Here is a 26081-nt window from a genome sequence, read left to right on the forward strand (position 1 = left end):
CCAGGTCCGCATCCGCCATCCCCCAGCCCAGTGGGGGAGCCACCGGGCGTACCGCGCCGGTCCGGCGCGCCACCGCGCACCCGCCCTCGCGGTCGTGCGCGGGTGTCCCGGCGCGGCCGCGGTGCGCGCCCGGGTGCCGCGCGACAGGCGTCCCCAGGGCTTACGTCGCGGGGAGCACATGCGGCATGATTCTCGCTATGGCGCGCGAAGCTCCCCGTGAAGATGTGGACGAATCGGCCCTCGACGTTTCCGAGCCCGGCACGGCCGCCGCCGGTCTCACCGGCGTGTGGGTGTCGCTGCGGCGCGGCTGGGAGCAGATGGGGCTGTCGCGCACGGTCCGCACGCTGCCGCTGCTGAACCAGCGCTCCGGCTACGACTGCCCGGGCTGCGCGTGGCCGGACCCGCGCAAGGCCGACGGCGAGGACCGCTCGCTCGCCGAGTTCTGCGAGAACGGCGCGAAGGCGGTGGCCGAGGAGGCCACGACCCGCCGCGTCGACCGGGAGTTCTTCGCCGCCCACCCCGTCTCCGAGCTCGCGGGCAAGACCGACTACTGGCTCGGCCAGCAGGGCCGGCTCACCGAGCCGGTGGTGCTGCGCGAGGGCGACACGCACTACCGCCCGATCAGCTGGGACGAGGCCTTCGACCTCATCGCCGAGCGGCTGCGCGGGCTGGGCTCGCCGGACGAGGCCGCCTTCTACACCTCCGGCCGCACCAGCAACGAGGCCGCGTTCGCCTACCAGCTGCTGGCCCGCTCGTTCGGCACGAACAACCTGCCGGACTGCTCGAACATGTGCCACGAGTCCTCGGGCGCGGCGCTGACGGAGACGATAGGCATCGGCAAGGGGTCGGTCTCCCTGTCCGATGTGGAGAACGCCGACCTCGTGCTCGTCGTGGGGCAGAACCCGGGCACGAACCACCCCCGCATGCTGTCCTCGCTGGAGAAGGTCAAGAACAACGGCGGGCGCATCGTCGCGGTCAACCCGCTGCCGGAGACCGGACTGATGCGGTTCAAGAACCCGCAGACACCGCGGGGGCTGTTCGGCAAGGGCACCGCGCTGGCCGACGAGTTCGCGCAGATCCGCATCGGCGGCGACCTGATGCTGTTCAAGGCGCTGAACGCGCTGCTGCTGCAGCGCGGCGCGGTCGACCGCGCCTTCGTCGACGAGCACACCGCCGGTTTCGACGAGTTCGCCGCCGACGTCGAGCAGGTCGACTGGGACCGCGTGGTCGAGGCGACCGGCCTGGACCGGGCGCAGATCGAGCGCATCGCCGACATGCTCGCCGCGTCCGAGCGGACCGTCACCTGCTGGGCGATGGGGCTGACGCAGCACAAGCACGGCGTGGCCACGATCCGCGAGGTCGTCAACACCATGCTGCTGCGCGGCATGATCGGCAAGCCGGGCGCCGGCCTGTGCCCGGTCCGCGGGCACTCCAACGTGCAGGGGGACCGGACCATGGGCATCTGGGAGAAGATGCCCGAGGGGTTCCTGTCCGCTCTGGACGACGAGTTCGGCATCACCTCGCCGCGCGAGCACGGCCGGGACACCGTGGACACCATCCGCGCGATGCAGTCCGGCGACGTGCGGGTCTTCGTCGGCATGGGCGGCAACTTCGTCTCGGCCACACCGGACACCGAGGCGACCGCGCAGGGGCTGCGCGGCTGCGAGCTCACCGTCCAGGTCTCGACGAAGCTCAACCGCTCGCACGCCGTGCCGGGGCGGACGGCGCTGATCCTGCCCACGCTGGGCCGCACGGAACGCGACGTGCAGGAGACCGGCCAGCAGTTCGTCACCGTCGAGGACTCGATGTCGGTGGTGCACGCCTCGCGCGGCCGCCTGGAGCCGGCCGGGGAGCAGCTGCTGTCCGAGGTGGCGATCATCTCCCGCCTGGCGGGGCGGCTGCTGGGCGCGGACCACCCCGTGGCGTGGTCCGAGTTCGAGCGCGACTACGACGTCCTCCGCGAGCACATCAGCCGCGTGGTGCCCGGCTGCGCCGACTACAACCGGCAGGTGCGCCAGGAGGACGGGTTCGTGCTGCCGCACCCGCCGCGGGACGAGCGCGCGTTCCCCACGGCCACCGGCAAGGCGAACTTCACGGTCAACGCGGCCGACCCGATCCGCATCCCGCACGGGCGGCTGCTGCTGCAGACGCTGCGCAGCCACGACCAGTTCAACACCACGATCTACGGCCTGTCCGACCGCTACCGCGGCATCGAGGACGCCCGCCGGGTGGTGCTCGTCAACGCCGAGGACCTGCAGGGGCTCGACGTCGCCGACGGCGACGTGGTCGACCTCGTCTCCGAGTGGGAGGCCGCCGACGGCACGCTCGAGGAGCGCCGCGCCAAGCGGTTCCGCGTGGTCAGCTACCCCACGGCGCGCGGCTGCGCGGCCGCCTACTACCCGGAGACCAACCCGCTGGTCGCGCTCGACTCCGTCGCGGACGGGTCGAACACCCCCGTGTCGAAGGCGATCATCGTCCGCCTCGAAACGGCGTGATCTCGCTCCGGCGGGCACGACCCGGCCGGTCTCCGGGATGCTGGGGCGCGGCACCGGTCCGCGGGCGCGGGCAGCGCGATCCGCACGGGTCCCCGCGGAGGCCGCGGCCCGAGCGCAACGGCGGACCGGCCCGCCAGCCGGCCGGCCGGCTCCGCGGCCGGCCCGACGACGCGACGCAGGGAGGCGTCATGGGACGAGTAACGGTGCGCCGCCCGATCCTGCGGGTCAGCCCCGAGCGCACCGACACGCGCCCGGACACGCTGGCCGCCGAGGAACCCCTGGAGCTGCGCCTGGCCGGTGATCCGCTCACGGTGACCATGCGCACCCCGGGCCACGACGTGGAGCTGGCGCACGGTTTCCTGCTCACCGAGGGCGTGGTCTGCGCGCCGGAGGACGTCAGCGGGGCGCGCTACTGCGACAGCCCCGGACCGGACGGGCGCAACACCTACAACGTGCTCGACGTCCTCCTCTCCCCCGGCGTGGCTCCACCGGACACCTCGGTGCAGCGGAACTTCTACACCACCTCCTCGTGCGGGGTGTGCGGCAAGGCGGCGCTCGACGCGGTCCGCGTGCGCACCCGCTTCTCCCCCGCGGCCGACCCGGTGTCCCTCTCCGCCGACACGCTGGCCACGTTCGGCGACACGCTGCGCGCCTCGCAGCGGGTGTTCGCCAGCACCGGCGGGCTGCACGCCGCCGGGCTGTTCACCCCCGACGGCACGCTGCTGGCCGTGCGGGAGGACGTGGGGCGGCACAACGCGGTGGACAAGGTGCTCGGCTGGGCGCTGCTGTCCCAGCGCGTCCCGCTGCGCAGCTGCGCGCTGATGGTCTCCGGGCGCGCGTCGTTCGAGCTGGTGCAGAAGGCGGCGATGGCCGGGATCCCGGTGCTCGCCGCGGTGTCGGCCCCGTCCTCGCTCGCGGTGGAACTGGCCGCGGAGCAGGGGATGACGCTGGTCGGGTTCCTGCGCGGCGAGACGATGAACGTCTACACCCAGGCCGCGCGCGTGCTCACCGGTTCGGGCACCGAGTGACGGGACGCACTGCGGCGGCCCCGCGACGCTCGTCGACGGCCGCGCCGCTGCGCTGACACGATCGGAGGGGTGGACGGGGGGACGCGTCCCCTCGTCGCGCGGGGCACCGCGGCGGACCGGTGCTTCCGCAGTTCCACCACTCGGTCGAGGGAGAGGTTCGCATGTCGCGAGAGGGCCGCACCGGACTGGTGCTGCCGGTTCCGGAAGCGGATCCGGTGCTGACGACCGTCCGCCAAGGATTTCCCGGTGCGCTGCTGCGGGAGAACCCGGCGCACATCTCGCTGCTCTACCCCTTCCTGGACGCCGCGGCGGTCGACGAGCGGACCGTCGACGCGCTGGACGGCATCGTCCGGGCGCAGGGCACCGCGTCCCTGACGCTGGCCGAGTGCCGCAGGGAGGAGGACGGCTTCGTCTACCTGCCCGCTGACAGCACCGAGGTCGCGGCGCTGGCCGACGCGGTGCGGACCCGGTGGCCCGACGTCGCCCCGCACGAGGGGCGCGGCGGCGTGACCGCGCCGCACGTGACGGTCGCCAGCGGCGTCGCCGAGGAGACCGCGACGCAGATCCAGACCACCGTGACGGGAGTGCTGCCGGTGCTCGCGGTGCTGGAGGAGGTCTGGCTGGTGGTGTTCACCGGCGGGCAGTGGCAGGTGCGGGAACGCTTCCTCTTCGCCGACGACGAGGTGACGGGCGCGGCCACCTCCTGACGCGGCCACCTCCTGGTGCGGCCACCTCCTGGTGCGGCCACCGCGCACCGATGGCGCCGCGCGGCGGCCGGTGGCCGCCTGGCCGCGCACCCGAGCGGTGCCGCCGCGCACCCGCGGTGCACCTCTCCGCCGCGCCGCCCGGTCGCCGTGTCAGACGAGCTCGCCGCGGGCGAGTTCCGCCTCGTAGCGGTCCACCAGCGGGGCGGTGCCGTGCAGCACCCAGCGCAGCATCGCTGGCCACGGGCCGTAGCCGGCCTCGGTGGTGAGGTGCTCCCCGCCGAGGATGACGTCGAGGTCCACGCCCAGGCGGTCGGCCAGCGTGTGCGCCCGCAGCATGGGCAGCTGCTCGTCCCCGGTGCCCACGACCAGGCGCGTCATCCCGGCGGCGCGCCGCGTGGCGCTCACGTCCACGTCGGGCGGGGGGCCTTCGGCGGGCGCGCACAGCAGCACGCGGTCGGCCCGCCGGAGCGCCGGGTCGAAGCGCGCCACGTGCTGCAGCCACAGCGCGGCGCCGCGGGAGTAGCCCACGACGACGAGCTCCTCCGTCTCGGGCACGGCGTCGAGCGCGCCCTGCAGCTCCGCGAGCAGCAGCGGGAGGGCGGGTCTGTCGGTGGCGGGCAGGCGCAGCGCGTTGAGCGCGACACCGTGCTCGGCCAGGCGGTTGGTGAGCCACTGCTGCCAGTGCCACGGTCCAGTGGCGGCGTCGCGGAGCAACAGCACCCGCAATTCGCTCATCGTCTCTCCCCCGAACGTCCGTCGCGGTCCCCACACATGATCGACGATGTTCGAGCGTTCCGCAGCGGGAATCGCGATGCCGCGGCCGCGTGCAGATCCGCGCCGGGGGTCGCAGCGCCAGAACACGCGCGCGGGCGCCCCCAGCTGGGGGCGCCCGCGCGATGCGGATGGGCCGAGATCAGGCGGACTTGTCGCGCCGCTCCCGGCGCGCCGCCTGTCGGGCCACGATCGTGGGGTTGACGTTCTCCCGCACCGTCTGCTCGGTGATGACGACCTTGGCGACGTCGGAGCGGCTCGGGATGTCGTACATGACCGGGAGCAGCACCTCTTCGAGGATCGCCCGCAGGCCGCGGGCACCGGTTCCGCGCAGGATCGACTGGTCGGCCACCGCCTCCAGTGCGGCCTTGGTGAACTCGAGCTCGACGTTGTCCAGCTCGAACAGGCGCTTGTACTGCTTGACCAGGGCGTTGCGCGGCTCCGTCAGGATCCGGATGAGCGCTTCCCGGTCCAGGTTCGAAACGCTGGCGACGGTGGGCAGCCGGCCGATGAACTCCGGGATGAGCCCGTACTTGATCAGGTCCTCGGGCATGACGTCGCCGAAGTGGTCGGTCGTGTCGATCTCCGACTTCGCCCGCAGGTCCGCCCCGAACCCGATGCTGTGCTTGCCGACGCGCTCCTCGACGATCTGATCCAGGCCGCCGAAGGCCCCGGCGACGATGAACAGCACGTTCGTCGTGTCGATCTGGATGAACTCCTGGTGCGGGTGCTTGCGCCCGCCCTGCGGCGGCACGCTCGCCTGCGTGCCCTCCAGGATCTTCAGCAGCGCCTGCTGCACGCCCTCACCGGAGACGTCCCGGGTGATCGACGGGTTCTCGCTCTTGCGGGCCACCTTGTCGATCTCGTCGATGTAGATGATGCCCGTCTCGGCGCGCTTGACGTCGTAGTCCGCGGCCTGGATCAGCTTGAGCAGGATGTTCTCGACGTCCTCGCCCACGTAGCCGGCCTCGGTCAACGCCGTGGCGTCGGCGATGGCGAACGGGACGTTGAGCATCTTCGCCAGGGTCTGGGCGAGGTAGGTCTTGCCGCAGCCGGTCGGGCCGAGCATGAGGATGTTCGACTTGGCGAGGTCGACCTGCTCCTCGCTGCGGCTCTCCCGCTTCTCCGCGGCCTGGATGCGCTTGTAGTGGTTGTAGACGGCGACCGAGAGGTTGCGCTTCGCGCCGTCCTGGCCGATGACGTACTGGTCGAGGAAGTCGTGGATCTCGCCCGGCTTGGGGAGCTCGTCGAGCTTCGCCTCGCCCGTCTCGGCGAGCTCTTCCTCGATGATCTCGTTGCAGAGATCGATGCACTCGTCGCAGATATACACGCCGGGGCCGGCGATGAGCTTCTTCACCTGCTTCTGGCTCTTCCCGCAGAAGGAGCACTTCAGCAGGTCGCCGCCGTCACCGATACGTGCCATGACCGCTGACCCCGTCCCCTCCGGCGCGTCCTCCGATGACGCACCTGACCGTGTTCGTGCCTTCGACAGTACCCGGCGTTCCCCGGTTTCGGGGAGACGCTGCGATGCCGCGATCCTGGCATGCGCTTCTGCGGCCGCGGCCACGCACGCGCCACGCGGCGGGACGGCCGGGCGTGTCGTGCCCCGGCCGTGTCGCCCGGCTCCGCTCAGTCACCGGGCGACACCCCAGGAAACCATCCGCGGACGGCGGAACGCCCGCGCATGTCCGGCTCGGTGCCGGTGGCATCACTCACGAACGCGACAACTTGCGGTAGGGCAGCACCTCGTCGACGAGTCCGTAGTCCACGGCGTCGTTCGCCGTGAGGATCTTGTCCCGATCGATGTCCTCGTGGATCTCCTCGGACGTCTTGCCGGTGTGCGTCGCGAGCGTGCCCTCCATGAGCTTCCGCATCCGCTCCACCTCGGCGGCCTGGATCTCCAGGTCGGAGACCTGGCCGTAGAGGCCCTCCACCGAGGGCTGGTGGATGAGCACGCGGGAGTTCGGCAGGGCGAGCCGCTTGCCCTTCGTGCCCGCGGAGAGGATCACCGCGGCCGCCGAGGCGGCCTGGCCCAGGCAGATCGTGCTCACGTCCGGCCGCACGTACTGGATCGTGTCGTAGATCGCCATCAGCGCCGTGAACGAACCGCCCGGCGAGTTGATGTAGATCTTGATCTCCCGGTCCGGGTCGTCGGACTCGAGGAAGAGCAGCTGGGCCATGACGTCGTTGGCCGAGGCGTCATCGATCTGCACCCCGAGGAACACGATGCGTTCCTCGAACAGCTTGTTGTACGGGTTGGATTCCTTGACCCCGTAAGGCGTGCGCTCGACGAAGGACGGCAGCACGTAACGGGACTGCGGTAGCTGGAACGAGCTCACGAGAGGTGACTCCTTGTCGCTGGAGTGGTTCACGAAGAGGCTGCACTGGTTGCACGCCGCCGCTGTCCGCAGCGGTTGCGCACCCGCGACCGCGACCGGACGCGGCACGTCGAGGAGGCTCAGCTCTGCGGCAGGTTCGCCGCCGACGCGATGTGGTCGACGAAGCCGTACTCCTGGGCCTCCCGCGCGGTGAACCAGCGGTCGCGGTCGGAGTCCTGGAGGATCTTCTCCGGCGTCTGGCCCGTCTGCTCCGCGATCAGCTCGGCCATCTCCCGCTTGTGCTTGGAGAACACGTCCGCCTGGATCGCGATGTCCGAGGCCGTGCCGCCCAGCCCGGCCGAGGGCTGGTGCATCATGATCCGCGCGTGCGGCAGCGAGAACCGCTTGCCCTGGGCGCCCGCCGAGAGCAGGAACTGCCCCATCGACGCGGCGAAGCCCATCGCGACGGTGGCGACGTCCGGCTTGACCAGCTGCATCGTGTCGTAGATGGCCATGCCCGCGGTCACCGAGCCACCCGGCGAGTTGATGTACAGCGCGATGTCCCGCTCCGGATCCTCCGCGGCCAGCAGCAGCAGCTGCGAGCAGATCTGGTTGGCCAACGTGTCCTCGACCTGCGTGCCGAGGACGATGATGCGTTCCCGCAACAGCCGCTCGTACACCGAGTCGGTCAACGAGAGCCCGTTGGACGTGGTGGTTCGCATCTGCGGCGACCCGTCGGACGCCGGTTGAGTCAGGTGCTGCGTCACGATTCCCTGCCTTACTCCCACAACTGGGCTTTCCCGCCGAGGGCGAGGGTCTACAGTGGACCGCGCAAGACGCCGAGCGGCTTTCGCGGTTGCGGGCTCACCCCCGGTGTGATCCGCTGACGTCGACCCTAACGAACGTGGGCGGCACCAGCTTCCCAGTACCGCCCACGTTCGCTCAGAGCATGTTCCTGTGATGTGCCGGCGCGTCAGCCGTCCTTCTGCTCCGACTCCCGGTCCGCCGAGTCCCGGTCCTGCGACTCGGCGGAATCCTCCGCTGACGCGACCTCGCCCTCGACCTCCGTGATGGACGGCGCGGACTCCTCGTCCTGGTCACCGCCCTCGTTCTCGGTGCCGAACAGCTCGTCCATGTCCAGCTCGTTGCCGGAGGCGTCGGTGATCGTCGCCTGCCGCACGACGTTGAACAGCGCCTTGCTGCGGCGGACGTCGGCGTAGATCGCGCCCAGTTGACCGGACTGCTGCACCTGCTGCACGAACTGGTCGGGGCTCATGCCCGACTGCTGCGCCTGGTACATGATCCGCTCGGTGAGCTCGTTGTCCGAGACGGACACGTCCTCGGCGTCGGCGATGGTGTCCAGGATCAGCTGGGTCCGGACGGCCTTCTCCGCTTCCTGGCGGGTCTCGGCGTCCCAGTCCTCGCGGGTCCGGCCCTGCTGCCGCAGCGACTCGTTGAACTGCTCGTCGTCGTGGTCGAACGGGTGCACCGCGTCGTGGTGCCGCGTCTCGATCTCGGACTCGACCGCCTGCTCCGGCACCGGCACCTCGGTGCTGTCCAGCAGGGCCTGCAGGACCTGGTCCCGGGCCTCCATGCCCTGCTGCATCCGCTTGACGCGCCCCATGCGCTCGCGCAGGTCGGCCATGAGCTCGTCGATCGAGTCGAACTCGCTCGCCATCTGCGCGAACTCGTCGTCGGCCGCGGGCAGGTGCCGCTCCTTGACCGAGCCGACCGTGGCGGTCACCTCCGCCTCGCGCTCGGCGTGCTCGCCCGCGACCAGCGTCGTCGTGAACGTCGTGGTCTCACCCGCGCTCAAACCGGTGATCGCGTCGTCGAGGCCCTCGATCAGGTTGTTCGAGCCGACCTCGTGGGACAGGCCGCTGGTGCTGGCGTCCTCGACCTCCTCGCCGTCGACCGTGGCCGACAGGTCGAGGGTGACGAAATCGCCCTGCTGGGCGGCGCGGTCCACCCCGGTGAGGGTCCCGAAGCGGGCCCGCAGGGTGTCGAGCTGCTCGTTGATCTCCTCGTCCGTGAGCTCGACGTCGTCCACGGTCACCGACAGCTCGCCGAAGGCGGGCAGGGTGACCTCCGGGCGGACGTCGACGTCGGCGGTGAACTCGATCTGCTCGCCGTCGGCGATGTTGGTCACCTCGATGTCCGGGCGGCCGAGGGGGCTCACCTCGGTGCTGTTGACCGCCTCGAGGTACTTCGACGGGACTGCCTCATTGACGACCTCGTCGAGCACTGGGGCACGACCGATGCGGCTTTCCAACACCCGGGCCGGCACCTTCCCCGGCCGGAAACCGGGGATGCGGACCTGCTGGGCGAGTGCCTTGTACGCGCGGTCGAAGTTCGGCTTGAGCTCGTCGAACGGCACCTCGACATTGATCCGGACGCGCGTCGGGCTCAGGTGCTCGACGGTGCTCTTCACGTGGTCTCCTAGTCGAACGTGCTTGCTCCCGGCGCTTTGCCTGTCGGGGTGACCGGACGAACCGCCGTCGGCCGAATCGCCGCTGTCACGCCCGCCGATGCCGGGCTGACCACTGAGTCTATTGCTTCGCGCGGCGGGTGCGCGCTCCGGGGTCAGCTGCTGCGGAGCACATCGGCACCACCCGTGACGGGCGGGCACGAACGCCACAGCGCACACCACCGCCACCGGCGGCGCCCGCTCAGCGACGCGGAGGCGGCACGGCGGTGCCGACCTGCGACGGGCCGACCTGGGCGGGGATGTCCGGCTCGGGGCCGTCGACCCCGAGGGACACGCCGACGAGCACCGCGACCGCGAGCATCAACCCGGCGCACACGAGCACCGCGGACCAGCGGGGCGGCGAGGGGAATCTGTCCACGCCGTGGGGATCGCCCGATTCGCCGTGATCGTTACCCGTTCGGCGGGATCGCTCGCTGCGCTCCGTGACCGGCACCCGCGATGACCCTCGGTGACCGACGCCCTCCGTTCTCGGCCGGGGCCGTCCGGAGGCGCCGACCCCGCGGGGCACCCGGACCGCGGTCGCGGAGCGCGACGCGGAGGCGGCCGCCCGTCGCGCGACGGGCGGCCGTCCGGTCGGGGTGGCGGGATTTGAACCCACGGCCCCTCGCACCCAAAGCGAGTGCGCTACCAAACTGCGCCACACCCCGGTCGCGTCCGCCCTGCGGACACCCTGCCGGGAGCCTATCGCGCACGGGCCGGTTCGAACACGCGTGGTCGACTCCGCACGGCCCGCGGACGTGGCGGGGGCGGGCGAGAACGGGACGGGTCGACCTGCAGGCCTGGGCGGGCGGAGTCCAGGACGGGGCGGATGACACCGCTGCCGCGGGCTGGGTTACGATCTCACCGGGCGGTCGCAACGGCCCCCCAGTTGGTCGGTCCAGTTGGCGGATCCCGCCGGTGGCACCGGCGAACCGCGGAATCCGGCGCGGATTCCGACAACGGAACACGCGGGCGTAGCTCAATGGCAGAGCCCCAGCCTTCCAAGCTGGTTATGCGGGTTCGATTCCCGTCGCCCGCTCTGCACGGGGTGCGTCGGCGCGATGCCGGCGCACCCCAACCTCATCGCAGGGTCCTCATCGTAGGGTCCTCATCGCGGGGTTCTCGGCGCGAGCACGTTCCCCCGCGTTCCTCCTCCGTTCCCGGTCGCCCGTCCGCTGGGCCCGTCCGCTGGGCCCGTCCGCTGGGCCCGCTTGCTGGGGGCGCTTGCTGGGGCCCGGCACCGCTCCCGCCGCTGGACCGCCCCTCCACCATCGCGCGCCGCGACCCCTACGCTGGGCGCACTCGGCGGTGCGCCCCCGGGACGGCTTTGACACGACCGGCGTGAGATAGCTCAATCTGACGCCACAGGCGAAAGGAACCGTGCAGTATGTGTGGTGTGATCGACATGCCACACGCCGATCAGGTCCGGAACTACGCCCGCTGGCGCCCCGGGTGGCACGCCGGGCGCACGAGCTACGCCTGGCTGCTGTCACTGGGCGGCCAGCCTGGTCTGCGTGACCTCGTCAACCAGTACCAGTACGCACTGCGCGACCTCCCCGGTTTCGACCCCGTTCCCCTGGAGTGGATGCACATCCTGGTCCAGGAGATCGGCTTCTCCGACGAGGTGGACCGGTCGGAGCTGGACTCGCTCGTCCCGGCGGTGCGCGAACGCATCACCGGCACGGCCCCGCTGTCGCTGGTGTTCCAGCGCGCGGTCGTGCTGCCGGAGTCGCTGGCGCTTCCCGCGGAACCGCAGTCCACCGTGCGGGAGCTGCGCAGCTCGGTGCGCTCCGGGCTCGCCGACGTGCTCGGCGAGGACCAGCTCCCGGGCGAGCCGGAGGACATCGACCAGCACATCAGCCTGGCGCACTCGAGCCAGGACGGTCCCGCGATCTTCGCCGTGGCCACCCTCGGTGCCACCACCGTCGACCCGGCTTCGGTCCGCGTGCCCTCGCTGTCGCTGGTCGAGCTCAACCGCGACCACTCCTGCTCCGAGTGGGAGACGATCGCCGAGCTCCCCTTCGACGGTTCACCCGAGTGACGCGGGCTCCCGGCGGACGCGGCCCCGCGGGTGACGCGGGCACCGGGGACCGCCCGGCGGGCGGAGCGGGGCGCGGTGCTGCCGCGCTCGCCGCCCGCGCCGCAGCACCGCGGCGTCCCGTCCCGGAGCCGCCCGCCGAAACCGGCCGCTCGGGTTCCGCGCAGGAGTAGGCTCGACGACGAACGGTCGTGTGCGGGAGGCAACGCGTGGAAGCGCTCATCATCATCGTGCTCGCAACGGCGGTCCTCCTGGCCGCCGTCTGGTGGTCGCGCCAGAAGGCCGAGGCCGCGCGCCAGCGGGAACTCGACGACGCCAAGGCGGAGGCGCGCCGCTGGGTCGAGCGGCTCGGCGGCCAGGTGCTGCACCTCGTGGGGACCAACGACGCCGCGAAGCAGGCCCTCGCCGATGCGTCGGAGCGGCACACCGCGGCCACCTCCCAGCTGGAGCAGGCGACGAGCACCCAGCAGGCCCGGTTGACCACGGACACCGCTCTGGAAGGGCTGTACTACGCGCGCGCCGCGCGCACCGCCATGGACATGGACCCGGGACCGGAGCTGCCGGACACCTCGGGACGCGCCCGGGCCGGCCGGGTCACCGAGTACCGCGAGGTGGAGGTCGAGGGCCAGCAGCAGGTCGCCTCGCCCTCGCCGACCGAGCAGACCCCGCACTACTACCCCGGCGGCACCGTGGCCGGGCGCCCCGTGCCCGAGGGCTGGTACAGCCAGCCGTGGTGGAAGCCGGCGCTCGTGGCCGGCGCTTGGGGCGCGGGTTCGTTCCTGCTGATGAGCACGCTGTTCACCGGTATGGCCGGGGTGCCCGCGGCCGCCATGGCCGCCGACGGCGGCGGCGACATGGGCGGCGACGCCGGTGACATGGGGGGCGACGGCGGTGACGCCGGTGACATGGGCGGTGACATGGGCGGCGACGGCGGCGGGCTCTTCGACGGCTTCGACTTCGACTTCTGACGAGCCGCGGAATCCCCCGAAGTCCTACCGCGGGTCCTTCTGGCAGGCGGGGCACCAGTAGAGGTGCCTGCCGGCCAGCTTCTCGGTGAGCACTTCGCTGCCGCAGACGAGGCAGGGCATGCCGGCGCGGCGGTAGACGTACACCTCGCCGCCGTGCCGGTCGCGCCGGGGTTCGCGGCCCGTGGCGACGGGATCGTGCTCGGGGCGGACCGTGTCGATGCGCCCGGACCGCACGCCGTCGTGCATGAGGGCGACGAGGTCGGCCCAGACGCCCTCCCACTGCTGCGGCGTGAGGTCGCGCCCGGGGGTGTGCGGCGGGACGCCGCGGCGGAACAGCACTTCGGCGCGGTAGACGTTGCCGACCCCCGCGAGCACCGCCTGGTCCATGAGCAGCGCGGCGATCGTGGTGCGGCTGCGGGAGACGCGGCGCCAGGCGCGCTCCGGGTCGGCGTCCGAGCGCAGCGGGTCCGGGCCGAGCCGTTCGCGGACGGCGGCCGCTTCGCCGGGGGTGAGCAGTTCGCAGGCCGCGGGCCCGCGCAGGTCCGTGCCGTGCGTACCGCCGAGCAGGCGCATGCGCACCTGGCCGCGGGGTTCGGGCGCGGGCAGCTCGAACTCGGTGAACGTGCCGTACAGCCCGAGGTGGACGTGCACGGTCCGATCACCGTCGTAGGTGTGGAACAGGTGCTTGCCGTGGGCTTCCGCGGAGCGCAGCACGGCGCCGTCGATCCCGGCCGCGCCCGCGGCGAACCGCCCCTGCGGGCTGGACGCGCGCACGGGGCTTCCGGCGTAGCGCTGCTCGTGCAACCGCGCGAGCCGGTGCAGGGTGTGACCTTCGGGCATGGCTGATCGCAGACCGCGCAGATCGGTCCCGGCCCGCGGGGCGGGCCGGGACGCGGTGGTCAACGGTGGGGCCGCCGGGGCGGTCAGTTCGGCAGCGCGGGCGGCTGACCGGTCTTCTCGTAGTCGCCCAGCATGTCGATGCGCCGCTGGTGCCGGCCGCCCTCGAACTCGGTGGTCAGGAAGGCGCGGAGGATGCCCTCGATCTCCTCGGTGCTGTGCATCCGCGCACCGATGCCGGCGACGAGCGCGTTGTTGTGCTTGCGGGAGAGCTCGGCGGTCTCCGCGTTCCACGTCAGCGCGGCCCGCACCCCGGGGACCTTGTTCGCGGCGATCTGCTCGCCGTTGCCGGAGCCGCCGATGACGACCCCGAGGCTGCCCTCGTCCGCGGCGACCCGGCGGGCCGCTTCGACGCAGAACGGCGGGTAGTCGTCCTCGGCGTCGTAGACCTCCGGGCCCACGTCGACCGGTTCGTACCCGTTCTCGCGCAGCCACGCGAGCAGGTGCTTCTTCAGTTCGAAACCTGCGTGATCAGAGCCTAGGTAGACGCGCACGCCGCGCAGTCTGCCAAACGCGTCCCGCCGCTCGGCAGCCCGGTAGGCTCTCCGCCGGGTGCCCGGTCGGATCCGCGCCGCGGCCGGTCCGCCCGCTCGTCCCGTTCCCCGCGCCCGACCGCACCGGAGGTGGCCGCCGTGCCGTGGCACACGCTCGCCACCGGGGTGCGCATCCGCACCCACTCCGATCTGGACCTGACGGTCGGGCTCGTCACGGGAACGCGCGCGGCGCTGGTGGTCGACTCCCGGGGTGATGCGGAGCAGGGCGCGGAGCTGGCCCGCGAGGTGCGCGGGCTGACCGCGCTGCCGGTGCAGCTGGTGGTCACGCACGGCCACTTCGACCACTGCTTCGGCGGCGGGGCGCTGCGCGCCGAGCGCGTGTGGGCCCACCGCGACTACACCGCGTTCCTCGCCGCGACCGCCGAGCAGCAGCGGCAGCACTGGGCGGAGCACTTCGCCGAGGGCGGGGACGCGGCGCGGGCCGCCGCGCTGCGCCGCGCGGTTCCCGTGGCCGCGGACCGCACCGTGGCGGAGCGGGCGCACCTCGACCTCGGCGGGCGCACCGCGCGGTTCGTCCACTTCGGACGCGGGCACACCGACCACGACCTGCTCGTGCTCGTCGAGGACGCCGGTGTCGTGTTCACCGGCGACCTCGTCGAGCAGGCCGGACCGCCGGACTTCGAGCACGCCCACCCGGCGCAGTGGCCGTCCGCGCTGGACGCGCTGCTCGCCGACCGCAGCTGGAGCACGGCCGTCCCGGGGCACGGCGAACCCGTGGACCGCGCGTTCGTGCGGCGCCAGCGCGACGACCTCGCCGCGCTGGCCGGGCTGTGCCGCGCCGCCGCGGACGGGGAGATCGGCGGGGGCGAAGCGCTGTCCCGCTCCCCGTTCCCCGCCGAAACCACCGCCGCGGCCCTGCACCGCTGCGGCCTGCGCTGACCCCGGTTCCACCCCGAAGCGTCGACCGGAGCCCGGGGGAGTCCGCGGATGGGCTGTTGAGGGGCGGGGGACGGGGGCAGCTGGGAGGAACCTCCGTCAAGACCCCGCTGCGGGATCCCCGACACCGGGTAGCCACCTGCTCCCAGCTGCCCCCGAGCACAGCTCGATCACACCTGCGGGTCCTCGTTCCGCGTCCTCTTCAGCTCGAAGAAGTACGGGTACCGCGCCAGCGACACGGCACCGTCGAACATGGCCGCGGCCTCCTCCCCGGTGGGGACCCGCGTGATGACCGGACCGAAGAACGCCACGCCGTCCACGTGCAGCGTCGGCGTGCCGACGTCGTCGCCGACCGGGTCCATCCCGGCGTGGTGGCTGCTGCGCAGCGCCTCGTCGTGCTCGGTGCTGTCCGCGGCCGCGGCGAGCTCGGCGGGCAGGCCGGCTTCCTGCAGGGACTCGGCGATGACCCCGTCGAAGTCCGAGCGGCCCTGCCCGTGCAGCCGGTCGCCCATGGCGGTGTACAGCGGTTCGAGGACCTCGTTGCCGTGCTGCTGCTCCGCGGCGATCGCCACGCGCACCGGGCCCCACGCCTTGCTCATGAGCTCCTGGTAGTCCGCGGGCAGGTCGCGCCCCTCGTTGAGCACGGCCAGGCTCATCACGCGGAAGCTCAGGTCCACGTCGCGGACCCGGGCCACTTCGAGGATCCAGCGCGAGGAGATCCACGCGAACGGGCAGGCCGGGTCGAAGTAGAAGTCCACCTTCGGGCGGGACGTCGTCATCGCATCTCCTTGCATCCGTCGTGCGGTGCCCGGTCGGCGCACCGCCCCACCGGAACAACCCGCGCGGCCCGCCGCGTCATCCCGCGCTCGATGACACGCGCGTGCGCACCCGCCCGCGATGTCCGGACCCGCCGTCGTGATTGGATGCGGCTGTCGACGCATTCGCGCCGGTGAAAACCGATCCAACGAGCAACGAGGTGATCCGTGGCACCGCCGAACCTCACCCGCGAACAGGCCCAGGAGCGCGCGGCCCTGCTGCGCGTGCAGTCCTACGTCGTCGAACTGGATCTGTCCGACGGCGCGGGCGGCTCCGAGGTCGCGACGTTCTCCTCGACCACCACGGTGCGGTTCACCAGCGACCAGGTCGGCGCGGAGACCTGGATCGACCTGATCGCCACCCGCGTCCACCGCGCCGCGCTCAACGGTGTCGAGCTCGACCTGTCCGACTACGACGAGTCCACGGGGATCCGGCTGCCGGAGCTGGCCGCGGACAACGAGCTCGTCGTCCACGCGGACTGCTACTACACCAACACCGGTGAGGGGCTGCACCGCTTCGTCGACCCCGTGGACGGGGCCGTCTACCTGTACAGCCAGTTCGAGACCGCTGATGCGAAGCGCATGTTCGCCTGCTTCGACCAGCCGGACCTGAAGGCCGCGTACCAGCTGACGGTGCACGCCCCGGAGTCGTGGAAGGTCATCTCGAACGCCGCGGCCGAGGTGGTCGAGGCGAACCCGAACGGCTCGCTGCGGCACGTGTTCGCGACGACGCCGCCCATGTCGACCTACCTGGTCGCGCTCGTCGCCGGCCCCTACGCCGAGTGGCGCGACGTCTTCCGCGGCGAGGAGGGGGACATCCCGCTGGGGCTGTACTGCCGCGCCTCGCTGGCCGAGCACTTCGACCCGGAGCGCCTGTTCACCGAGACCAAGCAGGGTTTCGCGTTCTACCACCGGGCGTTCGGCGTGCCCTACCCGTTCGGCAAGTACGACCAGTGCTTCGTGCCCGAGTTCAACGCCGGGGCGATGGAGAACGCGGGCTGCGTCACCTTCCGCGAGGACTACGTGTTCCGGTCCAAGGTGACCGGTTACTTCTACGAGCGCCGCGCCGAGACCGTGCTGCACGAGATGGCGCACATGTGGTTCGGCGACCTGGTGACGATGCGCTGGTGGGACGACCTGTGGCTCAACGAGTCGTTCGCCACCTGGGCGAGCGTGCTGTGCCAGGTCGACGCCACGCAGTACGAGCACGCCTGGACCACGTTCGCGAACGTGGAGAAGTCCTGGGCCTACCGGCAGGACCAGCTGCCGTCCACGCACCCCATCGCCGCCGACATGACGGATCTGCAGGCGGTCGAGGTCAACTTCGACGGCATCACCTACGCCAAGGGCGCGTCGGTGCTCAAGCAGCTGGTCGCCTACGTCGGCCTGGAGAACTTCCTGGCCGGGCTGCGCGTCTACTTCGACCGGCACGCGTGGGGCAACGCCACGCTGGGCGACCTGCTGCAGGCCCTGGAGGAGTCCTCCGGCCGGGACCTGTCCTGGTGGAGCGCGCAGTGGTTGGAGACCACCGGGCTGAACACGCTGCGGCCCGAGTTCGAGACGGACGCCGCGGGGCGGTTCACCTCGTTCGCCGTGCTGCAGGAGGGGGCGCAGCCGGGCGAGGGCGAGCTGCGCACGCACCGGTTGGCCATCGGCGTCTACGACGACCAGGACGGCCGGCTCGTCCGGCGGCACCGCGTGGAGACCGACGTCTCCGGCGAGCGCACCGAGGTGCCGGACCTCGTCGGCGTGCACCGCGGTCAGCTCGTGCTCGTCAACGACGACGACCTGACCTACTGCTCGCTGCGGTTGGATCCGGATTCGCTGCGCACCGTTGTGGAGCGGATCGGTGATCTGGAGGGGTCGCTGCCGCGCGCGCTGTGCTGGTCGACCGCGTGGGAGATGACGCGGAACGCGGAGATGCGCGCCCGCGACTTCGTCGACCTCGTCGTCGGCTCCTCGGCGGCGGCCGGCATCGGCGCGGAGACCGAAGTCGGCGTGGTGCAGCGGGTTCTCATGCAGGTCCAGACCGCGCTGGCGTCCTATGTGGATCCCTCCTGGCAGGACGCGGGCTGGCGGCGGTTCACCGGCAGGTTGTTCGAGCTCGCGCGCCGGGCCGAGCCGGGTTCGGACCACCAGCTGGCCTTCGTCACCGCGCTGGTCGGGTGCGTCCTGGACGACGAGCAGCTCGGGGTGCTGCGCGGCTGGCTGGACGGTTCCGCCCCGCTGGAGGGGCTGCACGTCGACACGGATCTGCGGTGGCAGCTGCTGCAGGCGCTCGTGGCGCACGGCGCCGCCGAGGAGTCCGAGATCGACGCGCAGCTCGAGCAGGACTCCACCGCCACGGGCCAGCGGCGCGCCGAGCGGGCGCGGGCGCTCATCCCCACCGCGGAGAACAAGCGGCGCGCCTGGCAGCGCGCGGTGCACGACGACGAGCTGCCGAACGCGATCAACGAGGCGATCATCGGCGGGTTCAGCCACCCGAACCAGAAGGAGCTGCTCGCCGACTACGTGCACACCTACTTCGCCGAGGTCGACGACGTCTGGCAGCGGCGGTCGAGCGAGCGGGCCCAGCCGACGGTGATCGGCCTGTTCCCCTCGTGGGCCGTTTCCGAGGACACGGTCGCCGCCGCGGACGCGTGGTTGGCCGACGAGCACCCGCCGGCGCTGCGGCGGCTCGTCTCGGAGGGCCGCGCCGGGGTGGTCCGCGCGCTGGCGGCGCGGGCGTTCGACCGCGGCGAGCAGCCCACCGGGTGACCCTCCGGTGGGATGACCACCGGGCGCGGCCGGGGGCGGGCAGCGCGCCCGCCCCCGGCCGTCGTGCTCCCGGCGGAACTCCGCCTGCCGCCGCCGCGCTCCCGGCCGGAGTCCGGGTGCGATCGGCCGGAGTCCGGGTGCGGTCGCTGCACGCCGGCCGCAGGCGCCGCTCGGGCCCTCGCGTTCCCCCGGCTGCGCGGCGGGGCGTTCGCGGCTGCGTCGTCGACCCGCGGAGCGGTCACCCGCTTCGAGCGGTTCGGCCTGCTCCGGACGCGACCGGGCGGCGCCGCCCGGGTTCGCCGACCGCAGGCGTCACTCGGGGTGGTCGGACCGCTGACCGGCCGCGTCGGCCAGCATGCGCAGCCCGCTCACCAGCCCTTCGGTGAGCTCGCCCTCCTGGAACGAGGCCATCATGCTCATGGCGGCCAGCTGGCAGCTGCGGTCGGTGATGCGCCGGTGCGCCTCCTCGCCGGTGACGATCTCGAACGTGCGCTGCCCGGGCGAGACGGCGATGAGCACGCCGGGCGAGGCGTACTCGCCGAGACCGGCGTGCAGCTCCTCGGCGCGCGCACGGCTGTCCTCGCCGAGGCCGCCGAGGTAGATGGCGAACTCGAGGCCGGTGCTGCGGCTGGACAGCACGAGGGCCTCGTCGATCCGCTCCAGCTGGGTGGGGCTGAACGGCAAGCGGTACGCGTCCGGCTCGACGCGGCGGGCGATGGACAGCCTGCCGGCGTCCATCACGACCTCACCGGAGCCCGGTTCAGCATCGGACTGCGCGGGACCTCCCGCGACCTCACCAGTTGCCACGTGCGCCTCCCCGAGCCGTATCGGGACGTGTGCCCCCGGCCGCACCGGTGTCGGTGTCGACGGGCACCGCCCTGCTCACCTCGACCGGGTCCGCGACCCAGAGCACCGGAGAGAAGTTCCAATCCTGACCTGCGCGGTAGCGCGGGCGGGTGAGCCGCGGCCACATCACCACGAGCGTGATCAACGCGTAGATGGCCGCCGGGATCACCGCCAAGACGAGCACAGCCTCAACGACAGTCACGGGTCGTACGGTATCCGATGAGTCCCCTTCGACGCGCCACTGCCGCCTCCCCGATTCGACATCGCCGCGCTGCCGCCGCGGCCGCTCCGGGAGGGGCGCCGCACTGCCCAGCCGGAATCACCCGAAATCACCTGGACGCGCAGAAAACCGTAGCGGAGTGTGACGCAGTTCACCTACTATGGCTCAAACGGAGCACAGCCGGAACCCGTCCGAGCCCATCCAGCGGTATACGCAGCGGGGCAACTTGGAGGCTTGTACCGAGAACGAGGCGGTTCTAAATTTCACCTGTATGGATCTTGCGTGACCGTCCACGCACGTTCCACGAACCAGCGAACCGCGGAGGAAGCACCCATGGCAACCACGAGGACCCCGAGTGGATCGCAATCCGTCGCCCGCACGGGTGGGAGGCGAACACGCAACGCGCACGGCGTGCGGATCAGCGGCCGGCACACCGGCTCGCGCGGGGCCGCGCGGTGCGGCGTGCGGATCAGCGGCCACCGCGGCGTGCGCATCAGCTGACCGCGCGAGCCGGCGGATCCAGCCCCGCTCCGACGCTCCGGGGACGACGGCGGGACGAGGACGCGGGAACGCCCGGGGGGCAGGACCACCGGTAGCTCACCGACCGCTCACGCGGTCGGCTCACCGGTCGCTCACGCGGCGACCTCGCCGAGGTACGGCAGCCACGTCGGGTCGGTCTCCACGCCCATCAACCGCCAGTGCCGCCCGTGCGGCGCGCGCGGCGCCACCGACAGCCGCCAGCCCAGCTCGGCCAGCGTCCGGTCGGCCTTGCGGTGGTTGCACTTGCGGCAGGAAGCCACGCAGTTCTCCCAGGTGTGCTGCCCGCCGCGGCTGCGCGGGATCACGTGGTCGACCGTCTCGGCCTTCGCGCCGCAGTAGGCGCACCGGTGGTCGTCCCGCGCCAGCAGCGCCGCGCGGCTGAGCGGCACCCGACCGCGGTAGGGCACGCGCACGAACGTGCGCAGCCGGATGACCGAGGGCACGGCCACCGCGTGGTTGGCCGAGCGCAGCACCACGCCGGCCTCGTCGCCGTGCACGAGCTCGGCCTTGCCGCACACGAGCAGCACCACCGCGCGCCGCAGCGGCAGCGCCGTCAGCGGCTCGAACGTGGTGTTCAGCAGCAGCACCCGCCGCCGCGCGGCTCGCGCGGGATCCCCGCGCGCCGGTGCGCGGTTCCCCGCCACGCAGCGCGCGGAAACCGCCGCCGGCTCGACGGCGGCTCCGCGCGCGGAGCCGCCGTCCGGCGTGTTCGTCGGAGTCCGTTGCAGGTCGGGCACGCGACCACCTCCACGGGCTGTCCGGCAACAGTCGACCACACACGCCGACCCGAACGCACGTGTGATTCGTCACGCCAGCTTCCACCGGACCGCACGACCATTCTCCGCCACTTCCGGAGCTCTCCCCGGGCGCCTTCCCCGACAGCGTGGTCACCTGGTCGAGCGAGAGCTCCGCGCTCCGAGGGGATTCCGTATCGTCAGTGCCGTGAGCGAGCCGCCATTCCAGTCCTCCCCGAACTCCCCGACTCCGCTGCCCGCCTACCCCGAGGCGGAGCGCGAAGACCGGGTCGACGTCCTGCACGGCCGTCCCGTCAGCGACCCGTACCGCTGGCTGGAGGACCCGCAGGACCCCCGCACGGTGAAGTGGAGCGAAGCTCAGGACGAGCTCGCCCGCGCGCACCTCGACGCGCTGCCCGACCGCGAGGCGATCACCGAGCGCATGTCCGAACTGCTCGCCGCGGGATCGGTGGGCACGCCGACCTGGCGCGCCGGCCGCGCCTTCTTCACGCGCCGGGCTCCCGGTGAGGAGTTCGCCGTGCTGCACGTGCGCGAACCGGACGGCACCGAGCGCGCGCTGCTGGACGTCATGCAGCTCGACCCGAGCGGCCTGACGACGCTCGACCGGTGGTCGCCGAGCCGCGAGGGCGACCGGCTCGCCTACCAGATCTCGGTCGGCGGCGACGAGGAGTCGCTGCTGCACGTGCTCGACGTGAGCACCGGCGAACTGCTCGAGGGCCCCATCGACCGGTGCCGCTACTCCCCCGTGTCCTGGCTGCCCGGCGGCGAGGAGTTCTGCTACGTGCGGCGCCTGCCGCCGGAGGAGGTCCCGGAGGACGAGCGGCAGTTCCACCGCCGCGTGTGGCGGCACCGCGTCGGCAGTTCCCCGGAGGAGGACGTCCTGCTGCACGGGGACGGCCTCGACCCGACCTACTTCTTCGGCACGAGCGTCTCCCGCGACGGGCGCTGGCTGGTGATCAACGGCAGCCCCGGCACCGCGCGCAAGGACTCGGTGTGGCTGGTCGACCTCGACCCCGCGGCCGCGCGGCCGAAGCGGCAGATCGTCGACACCACCGAGGGGTTCCGCGCGCACGCCTGGGTCGAACCGGACGGGCGGCTGCACGTGCTGACCACGCGCGACGCGCCCCGCTGGGAGCTGTTCACGGCGGACCCGCACCGGCCCGAGCAGCAGCACTGGAGCAGGCTGCTCGGCGCGGACCCCGAGGCGGTGCTCGAGGCCGTGCGCTGGTTCGACCCGGGCGACGGGCGACCGCTGCTCGCGGCGCTGCGCACGCGGCACGCCGTCTCCGAGATCACCCTGCACGACCCGGGCAGCGGTGCGGCCGTGCGCGAGCTCCCGCTGCCGGGCACCGGCCAGGTCACCGGGCTCAGCACCGTCGACGAGCACACCGGGGGCGGCGCCGAGCACCTGTGGTTCGGCTGGACCGACTTCGCCACCCCGCCGTGCGTGCACCGCTACACGCACACCACCGGTGAGGTCGTGCTCGACCAGCGGGCCCCCGGGGCGAACCGGTTGCCCGAGGTGCGCACCCACCAGGTGACCTACCGCTCCGCCGACGGCACACCGGTGCGGATGTTCCTGCTCACCCCGACCGAGCGGCCCGACGGGCCGCGTCCGGCGCTGATGACCGGCTACGGCGGTTTCTCGCTGTCCCGCGAACCCGGCTACGCACCGACCGCCCTGGCCTGGGTGGCCGCCGGCGGCGTGTGGGCGCTGCCCTCGCTGCGCGGCGGCGGCGAGGAGGGCGAGCAGTGGCACCGCGCGGGCATGCGGGAGAACAAGCAGAACACCTTCGACGACTTCCACGCCGCGGCGGAGCACCTGATCGCCGAGGGGTGGACCGACGGCGAGCGGCTGGCGATCTCCGGCGGCTCCAACGGCGGGCTGCTCGTCGGCGCGGCGCTGACCCAGCGGCCCGAGCTCTACCGCGCGGTGGTGTGCTCGGCTCCGCTGCTGGACATGGTGCGGTTCGAGCACTTCCTGCTCGGACGCCTGTGGACCGAGGAGTACGGCTCCAGCGAGCACCCCGAGGAGCTGGGGTGGCTGCTGTCGTACTCCCCGTACCACCACGTGCACCCCGGCGCGGCGTACCCGTCGGTGCTGTTCAGCGTGTTCGAGTCGGACACGCGGGTGGATCCGCTGCACGCCCGGAAGATGTGCGCCGCGCTGCAGCACGCGACCGAGCCCCCGCTCGCGGCCCAGTCCCCGAGCGCGGGGGTCGCCGCCCGGCCGCGGCCCGTGCTGCTGCGCCGGGAGACGGAGGTGGGGCACGCCGCCCGTTCGGTCTCGCGCACGGTGGGCCTCGTCGCCGACCAGCTCGCGTTCCTGTCCGCGGCCACCGGCCTGCACTGGGTGACGGAATCGCCCGAATCTCCTGATCACACGGCGTGAGACGCTGCACAAAAATCGGCGATCCAGGTAACGAACGAGCATCGTCGTTCGACTACCCGAGTGATGCGCGCCGTCCCGTCCACCCCGGACGGCGGCGACCCCCGACGCCGCGCACGGCGCGCATCCCCCCGTCATCCCCCGATGGAGACCGCCGAGCATGGAACTACCCGATCTCTCGCAGCCGAAGTGCGTGGAGGACGTGGGCAGCTGGTGCCACGGCGTGTTCCGCATGACCGGCAACGAGTGGCTCGCCGCGTCGGCCGACTTCTTCCTGGCCAAGCCGTTCAAGATCCTGCTCATCCTCGTGGTGGCCTACACGGTCCGCTGGGCCGTGCACCGGGTGATCACGCGGATGACCCAGCCGAACGGGCACACCCCGAAGCTGCTGCAGCCGCTCAAGGAGCGCTCGGACGTGCGCACCAGCGCCGCGCTGTCCGAGCGGCGCCTGCAGCGGGCCCGCACCATCGGCTCGGTGATGAAGTCCGTCGCCTCGCTGCTCATCCTCGGCCTGGCGGTGATGTACATCCTGCAGGTGCTGAGCGTGCCGATCGGGCCGCTGCTCACCTCCGCGGGAGTGCTCGGCATCGCCGTGTCCTTCGGCGCGCAGAACCTCGTCCGCGACTTCCTGTCCGGCATGTTCATGCTCGTCGAGGACCAGTACGGCGTGGGCGACTGGGTCGACGTCGGCGAGGCGACCGGCACGGTCGAGGCGGTGGGCCTGCGCGTGACCACGCTGCGCGACGTGGACGGCACGGTCTGGTACGTGCGCAACGGGGAGATCCTGCGCGTCGGCAACTCCAGCCAGGGATGGGCCGTCGCCGTGCTGGACCTGCCGATCTCGCACTCCAGCGACGTGCAGAAGGCCATCGAGGTGGCCGCCGGGGTCGCCGAGGAGGCCACCCAGAGCGATCCGCTCGCCACCGACTGCCTGGAACCGCCGCAGATGCTCGGCGTGAACCAGATCACCGCGGACACGATCACCCTGCGGTTGACGATTAAAGTGCGCCCCGGCAAGCAGTGGACGGTGCAGCGCCAGTTGCACCGCGAGATCAAGCGGGCCTACGACCACGAGGACATCAAGCCGCCGTACCCGAACGGGCTGCCGCTGGGGCCCGGCAACAGGGCGCACCGCGACTCGACGCAGCCGTGACGGTGCCATCGGGGTGCTGACAGGATGGGGACGTGACTTCGCAGACCTTCTACGACCAGGTGGGCGGCGAGGCGACCTTCGACAAGATCGTGGCGCGCTTCTACCAGGAAGTCGCCTCCGACGAGTTGCTGCGGCCGCTCTACCCGGAGGAGGACCTGGGGCCGGCGCAGGAGCGCCTCAAGCTGTTCCTCATGCAGTACTGGGGCGGCCCGCGCACCTACTCGGACCAGCGCGGACACCCGCGCCTGCGGATGCGGCACGCCCCGTTCAAGATCGGGCTCGCGGAGCGCGACGCGTGGCTGCGGTGCATGCGCATCGCCCTGGACGAGGCGGAGCTGAGCTCCGAGCACCGCCAGCAGCTCTGGGAGTACTTCGAGATGGCCGCGCACAGCATGGTGAATTCGTGGTTCTGACTCGGGTGGCGCGGTGATTGGCAACCAGGAGACGACCGGCCGGCCGTGGTGGCGCGACGCGCTGTTCTACCGCGTGGACGTGCGCACGTTCGCCGATGCCGACGGCGACGGCGCGGGGGATCTCGAGGGCCTGCGGGCCCGGCTCGGCTACACGGAGCTGTTCGGCGCGGACGCGCTCGTCCTCACCGGAGTGCCCTCCCCGGACGGTGATTCGTTCACGGCCCTGGTGGACGAGGTGCACCAGAGCGGCATGCGCGTGCTCATCGCGGCCGACTTCGACCCGCACGAGCAGGACGCGCGGGCGGTGCTGGAACCGTGGCTGCGGCACGGCGTCGACGGCGTGCACCTCGCGCCGCGCGACGACCCGGACGGGGTGGTGCGCGGCATCGTCGACGAGTTCCCCGACCGCATCGTGCTCGGCACCGGCAAGGGGCCGTGGCACCTGGCGTTCAACCTGGAGCTCGCCGTCACCGGCTTCGACCCGGCGGGGCTGCCGGCGGTGATCGACCGCATCCTCGACGGCCCGAACGGCGCGCCCACGCGGCAGGCCTGGGCGATGGCCAGCCGGGACACCGAGAGCAGCCGCACCGAGGCGGCGCTGCGACCGGTGCGGGCGATGGCGCTGGTGCAGCTGGCGCTGCCGGGCGCGGTGTGCCTGCGGCACGGCGAGGAGCTCGGCCTCCCCGGCACCCGGCCGGTGCCGATGCCCTGGGAGGGCGACGCGGCCCCGTTCGGCTTCTCCCCGCTGCCCGGCGAGTGGGAGCAGATCCCGCAGGCGTGGTCCGAGTTCACCGTGGAACGCCAGCTGGAGGACGCCGAGTCCACGCTGTCGCTGTACCGCAAGGCGGTGCAGCTGCGCAACGAGCACTCGGCGTTCATCGGCGACGGCGTCGAGTGGTTCGGTGCCCCGGAGGGGTGCTTCGCGTTCCGGCGCACCGGTCACGGGATCACGTGCGCGCTGAACGTCTCGGCCGGGCCGGTGCCCGCCCCGCCGGGGGAGCTGCTGCTGTCCAGCAGCCCGCTGCGCGACGGCGAGCTGGAACCGGGCACCGCCGCCTGGATCGCGGGCTGAAC

General features: G+C 72.4%; 23 protein-coding genes and 2 tRNA genes. 12 read left to right on the top strand and 13 right to left on the bottom strand.

Annotated features, from left to right (window positions below):
- Nucleotides 1-197: 197 nt before the first annotated feature.
- The 3 genes from ACYVJE_RS16805 to ACYVJE_RS16815 all read left to right on the top strand — a co-directional run bounded on the left by ACYVJE_RS16805 (nucleotide 198) and on the right by ACYVJE_RS16815 (nucleotide 4230).
- Entirely contained in the window at nucleotides 198-2495 is a 2298-nt protein-coding gene (locus ACYVJE_RS16805) for an FdhF/YdeP family oxidoreductase (RefSeq protein ID WP_461145203.1), read from the top strand.
- 188 nt (nucleotides 2496-2683) lie between these two features.
- Nucleotides 2684-3523 (top strand): formate dehydrogenase accessory sulfurtransferase FdhD, encoded by an 840-nt coding sequence (gene fdhD / locus ACYVJE_RS16810; RefSeq protein ID WP_459158688.1) that lies wholly within the window; start codon nucleotides 2684-2686, stop codon nucleotides 3521-3523.
- 161 nt (nucleotides 3524-3684) lie between these two features.
- Nucleotides 3685-4230, top strand: a complete 546-nt coding sequence (locus tag ACYVJE_RS16815) for a 2'-5' RNA ligase family protein (RefSeq protein ID WP_461145204.1) — start codon at nucleotides 3685-3687, stop codon at nucleotides 4228-4230.
- A gap of 150 nt (nucleotides 4231-4380) precedes the next feature.
- On the opposite strand, the gene ACYVJE_RS16820 is transcribed toward ACYVJE_RS16815, so the two are convergent.
- The 7 genes from ACYVJE_RS16820 to ACYVJE_RS16850 all read right to left on the bottom strand — a co-directional run bounded on the left by ACYVJE_RS16820 (nucleotide 4381) and on the right by ACYVJE_RS16850 (nucleotide 10454).
- On the bottom strand, nucleotides 4381-4965 hold the full coding sequence (locus tag ACYVJE_RS16820; RefSeq protein WP_459158686.1) for an alpha/beta hydrolase: 585 nt from the start codon (nucleotides 4963-4965) through the stop codon (nucleotides 4381-4383).
- Between the two features lie 178 nt (nucleotides 4966-5143).
- Nucleotides 5144-6424 (bottom strand): ATP-dependent Clp protease ATP-binding subunit ClpX, encoded by a 1281-nt coding sequence (gene clpX / locus ACYVJE_RS16825; protein ID WP_459158685.1) that lies wholly within the window; start codon nucleotides 6422-6424, stop codon nucleotides 5144-5146.
- A 289-nt stretch (nucleotides 6425-6713) separates the two neighbouring features.
- On the bottom strand, nucleotides 6714-7340 hold the full coding sequence (locus ACYVJE_RS16830; protein WP_459158684.1) for an ATP-dependent Clp protease proteolytic subunit: 627 nt from the start codon (nucleotides 7338-7340) through the stop codon (nucleotides 6714-6716).
- A 119-nt stretch (nucleotides 7341-7459) separates the two neighbouring features.
- Nucleotides 7460-8041, bottom strand: coding sequence for a ClpP family protease (locus tag ACYVJE_RS16835; RefSeq protein WP_461145205.1), 582 nt, complete (start codon nucleotides 8039-8041; stop codon nucleotides 7460-7462).
- A 251-nt stretch (nucleotides 8042-8292) separates the two neighbouring features.
- The gene (tig, locus tag ACYVJE_RS16840) at nucleotides 8293-9750 is read right to left on the bottom strand and encodes a trigger factor (protein ID WP_461145206.1); all 1458 of its coding nucleotides are present in this window, start codon (nucleotides 9748-9750) and stop codon (nucleotides 8293-8295) included.
- A 238-nt stretch (nucleotides 9751-9988) separates the two neighbouring features.
- Nucleotides 9989-10165 (bottom strand): hypothetical protein, encoded by a 177-nt coding sequence (locus ACYVJE_RS16845; RefSeq protein ID WP_459158681.1) that lies wholly within the window; start codon nucleotides 10163-10165, stop codon nucleotides 9989-9991.
- A gap of 215 nt (nucleotides 10166-10380) precedes the next feature.
- Nucleotides 10381-10454 (bottom strand) — tRNA-Pro (locus ACYVJE_RS16850).
- 300 nt (nucleotides 10455-10754) lie between these two features.
- Here ACYVJE_RS16850 and ACYVJE_RS16855 point away from each other — a divergent pair.
- The 3 genes from ACYVJE_RS16855 (at nucleotide 10755) to ACYVJE_RS16865 (ending at nucleotide 12792) form a co-directional block, all read left to right on the top strand.
- Nucleotides 10755-10825 (top strand) — tRNA-Gly (locus tag ACYVJE_RS16855).
- 366 nt (nucleotides 10826-11191) lie between these two features.
- Nucleotides 11192-11827 carry a 2'-5' RNA ligase family protein gene (locus tag ACYVJE_RS16860; RefSeq protein ID WP_461145261.1) on the top strand — a complete coding sequence of 212 codons (636 nt, stop codon included), beginning with the start codon at nucleotides 11192-11194 and terminating at the stop codon, nucleotides 11825-11827.
- Between the two features lie 206 nt (nucleotides 11828-12033).
- Nucleotides 12034-12792 carry a hypothetical protein gene (locus tag ACYVJE_RS16865; RefSeq protein WP_461145207.1) on the top strand — a complete coding sequence of 253 codons (759 nt, stop codon included), beginning with the start codon at nucleotides 12034-12036 and terminating at the stop codon, nucleotides 12790-12792.
- A gap of 24 nt (nucleotides 12793-12816) precedes the next feature.
- Here ACYVJE_RS16865 and ACYVJE_RS16870 read toward each other — a convergent pair whose 3' ends face one another.
- Nucleotides 12817-13632 (bottom strand): Fpg/Nei family DNA glycosylase, encoded by an 816-nt coding sequence (locus ACYVJE_RS16870; RefSeq protein WP_461145208.1) that lies wholly within the window; start codon nucleotides 13630-13632, stop codon nucleotides 12817-12819.
- Between the two features lie 83 nt (nucleotides 13633-13715).
- Nucleotides 13716-14183, bottom strand: coding sequence for a ribose-5-phosphate isomerase (locus ACYVJE_RS16875; protein ID WP_459158678.1), 468 nt, complete (start codon nucleotides 14181-14183; stop codon nucleotides 13716-13718).
- Between the two features lie 138 nt (nucleotides 14184-14321).
- Between ACYVJE_RS16875 and ACYVJE_RS16880 the strand changes: the two genes are divergently transcribed.
- On the top strand, nucleotides 14322-15122 hold the full coding sequence (locus ACYVJE_RS16880) for an MBL fold metallo-hydrolase (RefSeq protein ID WP_461145209.1): 801 nt from the start codon (nucleotides 14322-14324) through the stop codon (nucleotides 15120-15122).
- Nucleotides 15123-15289: 167 nt separating this feature from the next.
- Here the strand turns inward: ACYVJE_RS16880 and ACYVJE_RS16885 are convergent, their stop codons facing one another.
- The gene (locus ACYVJE_RS16885) at nucleotides 15290-15898 is read right to left on the bottom strand and encodes a mycothiol-dependent nitroreductase Rv2466c family protein (RefSeq protein ID WP_461145210.1); all 609 of its coding nucleotides are present in this window, start codon (nucleotides 15896-15898) and stop codon (nucleotides 15290-15292) included.
- Between the two features lie 204 nt (nucleotides 15899-16102).
- Here ACYVJE_RS16885 and pepN point away from each other — a divergent pair, with 204 nt between their 5' ends.
- The gene (gene pepN / locus ACYVJE_RS16890; protein WP_461145211.1) at nucleotides 16103-18691 is read left to right on the top strand and encodes an aminopeptidase N; all 2589 of its coding nucleotides are present in this window, start codon (nucleotides 16103-16105) and stop codon (nucleotides 18689-18691) included.
- 312 nt (nucleotides 18692-19003) lie between these two features.
- Here pepN and ACYVJE_RS16895 read toward each other — a convergent pair whose 3' ends face one another.
- From ACYVJE_RS16895 to ACYVJE_RS16905, 3 genes are all read right to left on the bottom strand, one after another.
- Nucleotides 19004-19498, bottom strand: coding sequence for a DUF5130 family protein (locus tag ACYVJE_RS16895; protein WP_461145212.1), 495 nt, complete (start codon nucleotides 19496-19498; stop codon nucleotides 19004-19006).
- Nucleotides 19485-19739: an aa3-type cytochrome oxidase subunit CtaJ gene (gene ctaJ / locus ACYVJE_RS16900; RefSeq protein WP_461145213.1), complete on the bottom strand. Its 255-nt coding sequence runs from the start codon at nucleotides 19737-19739 to the stop codon at nucleotides 19485-19487. Before ctaJ ends, ACYVJE_RS16895 begins: the two co-directional genes overlap by 14 nt.
- A 650-nt stretch (nucleotides 19740-20389) precedes the next feature.
- Nucleotides 20390-20941 (bottom strand): HNH endonuclease, encoded by a 552-nt coding sequence (locus ACYVJE_RS16905; protein WP_461145262.1) that lies wholly within the window; start codon nucleotides 20939-20941, stop codon nucleotides 20390-20392.
- Nucleotides 20942-21239: 298 nt separating this feature from the next.
- Between ACYVJE_RS16905 and ACYVJE_RS16910 the strand changes: the two genes are divergently transcribed.
- The 4 genes from ACYVJE_RS16910 (at nucleotide 21240) to ACYVJE_RS16925 (ending at nucleotide 26079) form a co-directional block, all read left to right on the top strand.
- Complete coding sequence (locus ACYVJE_RS16910; RefSeq protein ID WP_461145214.1) at nucleotides 21240-23444, top strand: prolyl oligopeptidase family serine peptidase; 2205 nt, start codon at nucleotides 21240-21242, stop codon at nucleotides 23442-23444.
- A gap of 157 nt (nucleotides 23445-23601) precedes the next feature.
- Nucleotides 23602-24594 carry a mechanosensitive ion channel family protein gene (locus ACYVJE_RS16915; RefSeq protein ID WP_459158670.1) on the top strand — a complete coding sequence of 331 codons (993 nt, stop codon included), beginning with the start codon at nucleotides 23602-23604 and terminating at the stop codon, nucleotides 24592-24594.
- Between the two features lie 32 nt (nucleotides 24595-24626).
- On the top strand, nucleotides 24627-25007 hold the full coding sequence (locus ACYVJE_RS16920; RefSeq protein ID WP_459158669.1) for a globin: 381 nt from the start codon (nucleotides 24627-24629) through the stop codon (nucleotides 25005-25007).
- A gap of 13 nt (nucleotides 25008-25020) precedes the next feature.
- Nucleotides 25021-26079, top strand: a complete 1059-nt coding sequence (locus tag ACYVJE_RS16925; RefSeq protein ID WP_461145215.1) for an alpha-amylase family glycosyl hydrolase — start codon at nucleotides 25021-25023, stop codon at nucleotides 26077-26079.
- Nucleotides 26080-26081 lie beyond the last annotated feature (2 nt).

It is taken from the genome of Salinifilum aidingensis, from assembly GCF_054782015.1.